This is a genomic window from Pseudomonas sp. (assembly GCF_041601375.1).
Classification (GTDB): domain Bacteria; phylum Pseudomonadota; class Gammaproteobacteria; order Pseudomonadales; family Pseudomonadaceae; genus Aquipseudomonas.
The window spans coordinates 1-9513 of sequence record NZ_JBFIIG010000167.1; the positions used below are offsets into that span (position 1 = coordinate 1).

Sequence of the window (9513 nt, forward strand, 5' to 3'; positions counted from 1 at the left end):
GTCGCCTTCGCCACTGGTGTTCCTTCCTATATCTACGCATTTCACCGCTACACAGGAAATTCCACCACCCTCTACTGTACTCTAGTCGGCCAGTTTTGGATGCAGTTCCCAGGTTGAGCCCGGGGCTTTCACATCCAACTTAACCAACCACCTACGCGCGCTTTACGCCCAGTAATTCCGATTAACGCTTGCACCCTCTGTATTACCGCGGCTGCTGGCACAGAGTTAGCCGGTGCTTATTCTGTCGGTAACGTCAAAACAGCAAGGTATTCGCTTACTGCCCTTCCTCCCAACTTAAAGTGCTTTACAATCCGAAGACCTTCTTCACACACGCGGCATGGCTGGATCAGGCTTTCGCCCATTGTCCAATATTCCCCACTGCTGCCTCCCGTAGGAGTCTGGACCGTGTCTCAGTTCCAGTGTGACTGATCATCCTCTCAGACCAGTTACGGATCGTCGCCTTGGTGAGCCGTTACCTCACCAACTAGCTAATCCGACCTAGGCTCATCTAATGGCGCGAGGCCCGAAGGTCCCCCGCTTTCTCCCGTAGGACGTATGCGGTATTAGCGTCCGTTTCCGAACGTTATCCCCCACCACTAGGCAGATTCCTAGGCATTACTCACCCGTCCGCCGCTCTCAAGAGAAGCAAGCTTCTCTCTACCGCTCGACTTGCATGTGTTAGGCCTGCCGCCAGCGTTCAATCTGAGCCATGATCAAACTCTTCAGTTTTAATACTGCTTGGGTTTTGTGAAAACCCTAAACTTGGCTCAGCAATCGACAAAAAACTCTCAAATTAACGAGTGTTACTTGTGATGCTGATAATCTTGCGACTAACAGTCTTACCTCACAAGCACCCACACGAATTGCTTGATTCAGTTGTTAAAGAGCAGTGGCTGAGTCTTTCGTCTCAACCGAGGCGCGCATTTTACAGCACCTCATCATTCCGTCAAGTTGTTTTTCGAAGTTCTTTTCCGAAGAAAGTGCTTTCTACTCAACCGCTTGCGCCTCCGATCAGCTTCTGGCATCCCGTCAGCGGGAGGCGAATTCTACAGCGTTTCAAACCGCTGTCAACCACCTCTTTCACCGCTTCCGATCTCCTCGACCGAAACACCGACAGGCTCAAACCACCACCTTGTCAGCCCGGCGCATTCTACACAGCTTTCGCTGCTTTGCAACCCCTCTTTTTAATCTAACTTCTTGTTTTACAAGAGGTTTTCCGAGAGGCCTGCGCCGGAAGAGGTGCGCATTATAGGCCCAGCAGAAACTGCGTCAAGCCTTTATTCGGCTTTTAGCGTAATGCGCGCAAAAGCCTTCTTGCCCGCCTGACAGACGTGGGTTGCGCCCTGCTTATATATAAAGGAACGATCCACCACATCGCCATCTACTCGCACCCCACCGGAACCCAGCAAGTCACGCGCCATGGCGGCGTTCTTGACCAGTCCAGCCTTGTTCAACAAAGCCGCGATAGGCATATCCTCGGCTGAGACCAATTCGATTTCCGGCAAGTCTTCCGGCAGCTCACCCTCGCGCATGCGGTTACCCGCCGAACGATGAGCGCTCGCCGCCGCCTCTTCCCCATGAAAGCGCTCCACTATCTCCTCAGCCAGCTTGATCTTGATATCACGCGGATTGGCACCGCCTTCGACGTCGAGCTTGAACTGAGCAATCTCCTCCATAGAGCGGAAGCTGAGCAACTCGAAGTAACGCCACATCAGCACATCAGGGATAGACACCAGCTTGCCATACATCACCCCCGGCGCTTCCTGTATGCCCACATAGTTGCCCAGCGACTTGGACATCTTCTTGACGCCATCCAACCCCTCGAGCAGCGGCATGGTGACAACGCACTGCGACGCCTGGCCATAGGCACGCTGCAATTCGCGCCCCATCAGCAGATTGAACTTCTGATCGGTCCCACCCAGCTCGACGTCCGCGCGCAAAGCAACAGAGTCATAGCCCTGCACTAACGGATAGAGAAACTCGTGGATGGCAATAGGCTGATTGGTCGAGTAGCGCTTGCTGAAGTCGTCGCGCTCAAGCATGCGCGCAACCGTGTACTGCGAAGCCAGCCTGATAAAGTCGGCGGGGGTCAGCTGATCCATCCAGGTGGAGTTGAACGCCACCTCGGTTTTCGCCGGATCGAGGATCTTGAATACCTGCGTCTTATAGGTCTCGGCATTCGCCAGCACTTGGTCACGCGTCAACGGTGGTCGAGTCGCACTCTTGCCACTCGGGTCACCAATCATTCCGGTAAAATCGCCAATCAGAAAAACCACCTGATGGCCCAACTCCTGAAACTGCCGCAGCTTATTGATAAGCACGGTATGCCCGAGGTGGAGATCGGGCGCCGTCGGATCGAAGCCCGCCTTGATGCGTAGCGGCTGACCACGCTTGAGCTTTTCCACCAGCTCGGACTCAACCAAAACCTCTTCCGCACCGCGCTTGATCAGCGCCAGTTGCTCTTCGACCGACTTCATGACAGGGCTCACAACCACACAAAATTAAAGGGAACCAACGATACAAGATCACCGGCAAATAACAAGTTTTGCCCTGAGGATCACAGGCTCACAGCCTGCCGCTGCCCTTTTGGGGTTGCCTCACAGACGATTTGGTTATATTTTATACAATTAACGCATATTCATCAGGTTCTTCATCTTTTCTTTTCACCCATTCAAAGTCAAAGCCATCTATGACCTCTATAAGCAAAGCGCCCCCGCCGTACCCAAAAACCCACATTCTGGCTGCGAGCGGCATAGCTGCCCTGCTCAGCCTGGCTTTGCTGGTGTTCCCCTCGCGCGAAGTCGAAGCGAAGAAAACCTATCTCAGCCTTGAGCTCGACAATGGCTCCGAGCTTGTTTTGCTGGAAAAGAATGGTCCGCGTCCTGATGACCTCAACGAAGACCGGAACACTTCGCCGTTTGCCAAAATCGAGCAGCCCTCAGGCACTCCCGATCGCGCCGAGCAGAGCAGCGAAACTGATGACGACTCCAGCCAGCCTAGCGCCGCAACAGCCGACTCCACTCCAGTCGACGCCAGTCATAGGATTGTCCGGGTTGCCAATGGCGATACCCTCTCCACGATTTTTGCCGATGTCGGCCTCTCCGCCGGCAGCCTTCATGAAGTGCTGAGCAGCAGCAAGGAGGCCAAGCAGTTCAGCCGCCTGAAAGTTGGCCAGACACTCGCGTTTCGGCTATCGGCAGACGGTCAACTCGAGAGTCTGAGCAGCGAGCTCAGCGACCTCGAAAGCATCAACCTCAGCAAGGATGACAACGGTTTTACCTTCAAGCGTGACACTGTCAAACCGGACGTCAGAACTACCTATGCGCATGGCGTGATCAACAGCTCGCTGTTTCTGTCAGCGAAACGCGCGGGTCTCTCCCACGGGCTGACCATGGACCTGGCAAACATTTTTGGTTACGACATCGACTTCGCCATGGATATCCGTGATGGCGACGAGTTCGAATTGGTCTATGAAGAGAAAGTGGTCAACGACAAGCGCGTCGGCACAGGCAGTATCCTATCTGCGCGCTTCACTAACCGCGGCAAGACTTATACCGCAGTGCGCTATACCGATAAACGAGGCAATACCAGCTATTACAGCGCCGACGGCACCAGCATGCGCAAGGCCTTCCTGCGCACCCCTGTGGACTTTGCCCGTATCAGCTCACGCTTCTCCAACGGCCGACGCCACCCGATCCTGAACAAGATCCGCGCGCACAAGGGCGTCGATTACGCCGCAGCCCGTGGCACACCGATCAAGGCCGCCGGTGATGGCAAGATCTCTCTGGCCGGACGCAAAGGTGGTTACGGCAACACCGTCGTCCTCCAGCATGGCAGCCGCTACCGCACCCTCTATGCCCATATGCAGGGCTTCGCCAAAGGCATCCGCACCGGCGGCAACGTCAAGCAGGGCCAGATCATCGGCTACATCGGCACTACCGGCCTTTCCACCGGGCCACACCTGCATTACGAGTTTCAGGTCAACGGTACCCACGTCGATCCTCTGAGCCAAAAGCTGCCAATGGCCGATCCTATTGCCCGCAATGAAAAGCAGCGCTTCATGCAGCTGAGCACGCCCTTGATGGCACGCATGGATCAGGAAAAAACCACCCTGCTCGCTCTCAACAAGCGCTAACGCAGATGCCGCTCTATCTTGGGCTGATGTCCGGTACCAGTCTCGATGGGCTGGATATCGCCCTGATCGAGCAGAGCGAGAAGACCACTCTACTCGCCACCCATTACCTGCCCATGCCGGAAGAGTTGCGCGCCGAGCTGCTGGCGCTGTGCGCACCGGGCCCGGACGAACTGGCGCGGGCCGCCATGGCCGAACAGCACTGGGTGAGGCTGGCTGCCCAGGGCATGCAGGCGCTACTGCAACAGCAAGAGCTCAGCCCCTCGACAATCCGCGCAATCGGCAGCCACGGCCAGACCATCCGCCATGAACCGGCCCGCGGGTTCACCATCCAGATTGGCAACCCCGCCCTGCTTGCCGAGCTGACCGGCATCAGCGTAGTGAGCGACTTTCGCCGTCGCGATGTTGCCGCAGGCGGGCAAGGTGCACCGTTGGTGCCCGCTTTCCACGAAACCTTATTCGCCGAGCAGCACAGCTACCGCGCAGTCTTGAATCTCGGCGGGTTCAGCAATCTCAGCCTGCTCGCGCCCGATCAACCCGTGCGCGGCTTCGACTGCGGCCCGGGCAATGTCCTGATGGACGCCTGGATCCAGCGCCATCGCGGTGAAAGTTATGACCGCGACGGTGCCTGGGCGGCCAGTGGCAAGGTGCAGCCCGACCTACTCGAAGCACTACTTGGCGATCCCTTCTTCAACACCCAGGGACCCAAGAGCACCGGTCGCGAGCTGTTCAATCTGGACTGGCTCGACCAGCACCTGGGCAAGCGACTTCGCTACGCCGAAGCGGATGTACAAGCGACACTGCTGGAGTTGACCGCCATCAGTATCAGCAAGGCTTTGCTCGGCGCTCAGCGCGAAACCGAAGAACTGCTGGTCTGCGGCGGCGGCGCGCATAACCGCACGCTGATGACACGCCTGGCTGCGCTGCTCCCAGGCTGCGCGGTCAACAGCACGCAGAGCCACGGCGTGCCTGCGGACTGGGTAGAAGCCATGGCGTTCGCCTGGTTGGCGCATTGCTGCCTGGAAGGCATACCCGCCAATCGGCCGAGTGTGACGGGCGCCAGTGGGTTACGGGTGCTCGGCGCTATCTACCCCGCCTGACCGATGGCGGACCCTGTGCAGAAACAACAACGCCGTACCCTCGGCACGGCGTTAGTCCTCAGGGTGAAGGCGGTCAGATCGAGAAGGACGAGCCACAGCCACAGGTAGTGGTAGCGTTTGGGTTCTTGATCACGAAGCGTGAGCCCTCCAGGCCTTCCTGGTAATCGACTTCGGCGCCCGCCAGGTACTGGAAGCTCATCGGGTCCACCACCAGGCTCACCCCTTCGCGCTCGACGATGGTGTCATCATCGGCGACTTCTTCATCGAAGGTGAAGCCGTACTGGAAGCCCGAACAACCGCCGCCCGTGACGAACACGCGCAACTTCAGGCGAGGGTTACCCTCTTCATCGACCAGGCTCTTCACCTTGCTCGCCGCGCCCTGCGTGAATTGCAAAGCTGTGGGGGTGAAGGTTTCGACGCTCATGTTGACTATCTCCCGGCGCTAGACGCCATACTGCGTTGAGGCCCTGCATTATCCACTTACCCTACAAAAGCGGTCAACTATTCTGCAGGAACCAGATTCTCCGGCAACTCCAATGGTCGCGGCTGCTCTTTGAGTGGGCGCAAGCCCCCCTCGATCTGCGCCCCCATGGCCATTTCCATCAATCCGTAATACAGGGTACCGCACACCCGCGCGCGACTGCCCAACTCGAGGTGCTCGCTGGCATAAACATCGCCGATCACTTCACCGTCAATCACGATGCGGGGGGCGCGGATCTCACCTTCCACCTGCCCCTCGGCACTGACCCGAACCATGCCATCACTGGTCTGCAGATCGCCACAGACCCGGCCATCGACCTGCACCGCTCCGTGAAAGCGTAAGTCTCCGTTGAATTCCGCCCCGGCGGCAATCAGGCTGGTCTTGCCGGTAAAACGCTGCAGGTCGGTCTTGCGCTTGTCTTTATTCCACATGGGAAGCTGTCACTCCTGGTCGATCCATTTGAATGTCCGCTCCAACGGCTTTTCTCCTTTGACCTCGGCACGCACCCTGATCTGCTGCGGTGCAAAGCCGTCGGGCAACTTCAGCTCGGCGAAGCGTCCAGCTTCAGGAATCGCCTGGAAATGCTTGAAAGCAAAGGGAATCCCCTGACCGCTGAACTGATCAGGCAAGTCTTGCGTCAGTGCGGCCAGTTGCAAGCTGACCGCCTTACTGCCCTGACGCCCCTCCACCGTTACCACTAACTGACCCTCGAGCGGCTTGTCGTCCTTGCCCACCCGGCTGAGCAGTATTTTGTAGCGGAAGTGCAGCGGCCTGTCCGTGGCCTGCAGCTCAAAGGTGCGAATGCGTAATCCTTCCCGACGACTGGCTGGCGCCAAGACACCTTTGTAGAACGCCAGGTCTTGCTGCTGCTTGAAGATCTGCTCCTCAAGCAGCTTGATGGTCAACCGGCTCTGCTCGTTGGCCTGCTGTGCGACTTTCTCGCCGCTGCCGACCACGATCAGGCGCTGGCGCAGCTGATCCAGCTCCTGCTCCAGCGCAATCAAACGTTCCCGCATCGGCTGGTACTCCACCTCGATCGCCTGGCTCGTGCGCAGTTGCCACCAGGTTCCGCCATAGAACGCGGCGGGAACAGCCAGGAGCAACAACAGCAGCACCAGCCGCAGCCGGCCGGCGCGCCGCGGATCACTGGGGCGGACCTCCCAGCCGGCCATCAGGGCAGCATGGCCGCATGCGACAGGCCCAGGCGCTCGTCGAGCCCGAAGAGGATGTTCATGTTCTGCACTGCCTGGCCGGAAGCACCTTTGACCAGGTTATCGATCACCGACAGCACCACCACCAGGTCGCCATCCTGCGGGCGGTGCACCGCTATGCGACAGACATTGGCGCCGCGCACGCTGCGGGTTTCCGGGTGACTGCCGGCAGGCATCACGTCGACGAACGGCTCGTCGGCATAGCGCTGCTCGAACAGCGCCTGCAGGTCGACCGAGCGGTCTGCCACGGTCGCATACAGGGTTGCATGGATGCCGCGAATCATCGGGGTCAGGTGCGGCACGAAGGTCAGCCCCACCTCGGAGCCCGCCGCACGCCGCAAACCCTGGCAAATTTCCGGCAGATGACGATGACCTTTGACGCCGTAGGCCTTCATGCTCTCACCGGCCTCGCTGAACAGCGAACCGACACTGGCACCGCGCCCGGCGCCGCTGACCCCGGACTTGCAATCGGCGATCAACCGCGATGTGTCGGCCAGGCCGGCCTCCAGCAGCGGAATCAAGCCCAGCTGTGCGGCGGTCGGGTAGCAACCGGGCACGGCGATCAGGCGCGCCTGCTTGATCGCTTCGCGGTTGACCTCCGGCAAGCCATAGACCGCCTCCGGCAACAGATCCGGCGCGCCGTGGGGCTGGCCGTACCACCTGGCCCACTCTTCGGCGTCTTGCAGACGGAAGTCGGCGGACAGGTCGATCACCTTGGTGCCGGTCGCCAGCAATTCGCCGGCCAGGGCATGGGCGACGCCATGCGGAGTGGCGAAGAACACCACGTCGCAAGCGCCCAGGGTCGCGACATCCGGGACGCTGAAGACCAGGTCGGGGTAGTGGCCGCGCAGGTTCGGGTACATCTCGTCGACGCGCAAGCCCGCCTCTGAGCGTGAAGTGATGACTGCAACTTGCGCCTGCGGGTGCTGCGCCAACAAGCGCAGCAGCTCCACACCGGTGTAGCCCGTGCCGCCGACGATACCGACCTTGACCATCACTTGCCCCTTGCAAAAAGCTATTGGAAAGCTGTCGATGATAAGGCCGTAACCGCCAACGGCCAACTGCGCAGATGACGTATCGGGCAGTGGCCACTACTATCGGGGCACTTTTATTGCGCGGGATTCGGACAATGCTCTATCTGTGGCTCAAAGCCCTGCACATCATCGCCATGGTCTGCTGGTTCGCCGGGCTATTCTACCTGCCACGCCTGTTTGTCTACCACGCCATGAGCGAAGACGACACCAGTCGCGAGCGGTTCTGCGTGATGGAACGCAAGCTGTACCGCGGCATCATGCTGCCGTCGATGATCGCCACCCTGATCTTCGGTGTCTGGTTGATCAGCCTCAACCCCGGCTACTACTTCAGCCAGGGCTGGATGCACGCCAAGCTCAGCCTGGTGGTCCTGCTGATCGGCTATCAGCACCTCTGCGGCGCCCAGCTCAAACGCTTCGCCCGCGGCGAGAACCGCCGCAGCCATGTGTTCTACCGCTGGTTCAATGAGGCACCGGTGCTGGCCTTGCTCGCGATCGTCATCCTGGTCGTGGTCAAACCCTTCTGAGTCTGCCCAAGGAATCGCTATGAGCCTGCCCGCCCTGCTCGAACAACGCCTGCGCCTGCCCGTGGTGGCCGCCCCCATGTTCCTGGTGTCCAACCCGCAACTGGTCCTCGCCTGTTGCCGTAACGGCATCGTCGGCAGCTTTCCCGCGCTCAACCAGCGCGACAGCGGTGCCTTCAAGGCCTGGCTGGAAGAGATCGAAGCCGGTCTGCAGGCCGAGTTCGCGCCTTACGCGGTCAACCTGATCGTGCATGGCAGCAATCCGCGCCTGCAGGCCGATCTGGCCCTCTGCATCGAACACCGCGTGCCTATCGTCATCACCAGCCTCGGCGCGGCCAAGGAAGTGGTCGATGCGGTACACGGCTACGGCGGCCTGGTGTTCCACGACGTGACCACCCGCCGCCATGCGGAGAAAGCGGCACAAGCCGGAGTCGACGGCCTGATCGCGGTCGCGGCGGGCGCCGGTGGCCATGCCGGCACCTGGAGCCCCTTCGCCCTGATCGCGGAAATCCGCGAGTTCTTCGACAAGACCCTGCTGCTGGCCGGCTGCCTCAATCACGGCCATGAACTTCTCGCCGCGCAATTGCTCGGCGCCGACCTGGCGTACCTCGGCACCCGCTTCATCGCCACGCAGGAGAACGCCGCGCCGGCGGCTTACAAGCAGATGATTCTGCACGCCCAGGCTGCCGACATCATCCACACCCCGGCGGTATCCGGCGTGCCGGCCAGCTTCATGCGCCAGAGCCTGGAACTGGCCGGCTACGACCTCAAGCAGCTGCAAAACAAGGGCGAGATCAACTACGGCGAAAAACTCAAACCGATCAGCGACGAGGCCAAGGCCTGGAAAACCGTGTGGTCGGCCGGCCAGGGCGTCGGCACCATCAGCGATCTGCCGAGCGTCGATGCGCTGGTGGCGCGCCTGGATCGCGAGTACCGCGATGCGCAGCATCGGGCCCAGCTGTTGCAACAGCGCTGGCCACGCTGAAGCGCCGACCCGGCAGGCGAATCGCCAGCCGGGACGCATAGGCGGCGCA

Annotated in this window: 9 protein-coding genes and 1 rRNA gene; 4 read left to right on the top strand and 6 right to left on the bottom strand. The window is 59.9% G+C overall.

The genetic code is table 11. The features are described 5' to 3' along the window. Together ABZE94_RS17530 and tyrS are read right to left on the bottom strand one after the other, a co-directional pair. Positions 1-729: ribosomal RNA gene (locus ABZE94_RS17530) — 16S ribosomal RNA — on the bottom strand; the annotation flags it as partial. Positions 730-1277: 548 nt separating this feature from the next. Beyond that, positions 1278-2477, bottom strand: a complete 1200-nt coding sequence (gene tyrS, locus ABZE94_RS17535; protein ID WP_372876907.1) for a tyrosine--tRNA ligase — start codon at positions 2475-2477, stop codon at positions 1278-1280. 212 nt (positions 2478-2689) lie between these two features. On the opposite strand from tyrS, the gene ABZE94_RS17540 reads away from it, so the two are divergent. Then, a complete protein-coding gene (locus ABZE94_RS17540) occupies positions 2690-4135 on the top strand; it encodes a peptidoglycan DD-metalloendopeptidase family protein (RefSeq protein ID WP_372876909.1) in 1446 nt (481 codons plus the stop codon). A gap of 5 nt (positions 4136-4140) precedes the next feature. Further along, complete coding sequence (locus ABZE94_RS17545) at positions 4141-5232, top strand: anhydro-N-acetylmuramic acid kinase (RefSeq protein WP_372876911.1); 1092 nt, start codon at positions 4141-4143, stop codon at positions 5230-5232. A gap of 73 nt (positions 5233-5305) precedes the next feature. On the opposite strand, the gene erpA is transcribed toward ABZE94_RS17545, so the two are convergent. The 4 genes from erpA to argC all read right to left on the bottom strand — a co-directional run bounded on the left by erpA (position 5306) and on the right by argC (position 7919). Next, positions 5306-5656, bottom strand: a complete 351-nt coding sequence (erpA, locus tag ABZE94_RS17550; RefSeq protein WP_090448660.1) for an iron-sulfur cluster insertion protein ErpA — start codon at positions 5654-5656, stop codon at positions 5306-5308. 77 nt (positions 5657-5733) lie between these two features. After that, on the bottom strand, positions 5734-6144 hold the full coding sequence (locus tag ABZE94_RS17555; protein ID WP_372876913.1) for a polymer-forming cytoskeletal protein: 411 nt from the start codon (positions 6142-6144) through the stop codon (positions 5734-5736). Positions 6145-6153: 9 nt separating this feature from the next. Beyond that, complete coding sequence (locus ABZE94_RS17560) at positions 6154-6885, bottom strand: DUF6776 family protein (RefSeq protein ID WP_372876914.1); 732 nt, start codon at positions 6883-6885, stop codon at positions 6154-6156. Next, positions 6885-7919 (bottom strand): N-acetyl-gamma-glutamyl-phosphate reductase, encoded by a 1035-nt coding sequence (gene argC, locus ABZE94_RS17565; RefSeq protein WP_372876916.1) that lies wholly within the window; start codon positions 7917-7919, stop codon positions 6885-6887. The genes ABZE94_RS17560 and argC overlap by 1 nt, the downstream gene beginning before the upstream one ends. Positions 7920-8053: 134 nt before the next feature. On the opposite strand from argC, the gene hemJ reads away from it, so the two are divergent. After that, the gene (gene hemJ, locus ABZE94_RS17570; protein ID WP_372876918.1) at positions 8054-8482 is read left to right on the top strand and encodes a protoporphyrinogen oxidase HemJ; all 429 of its coding nucleotides are present in this window, start codon (positions 8054-8056) and stop codon (positions 8480-8482) included. Between the two features lie 19 nt (positions 8483-8501). Beyond that, entirely contained in the window at positions 8502-9464 is a 963-nt protein-coding gene (locus ABZE94_RS17575) for an NAD(P)H-dependent flavin oxidoreductase (RefSeq protein ID WP_372876920.1), read from the top strand. The last annotated feature ends 49 nt before the right edge of the window (positions 9465-9513 follow it).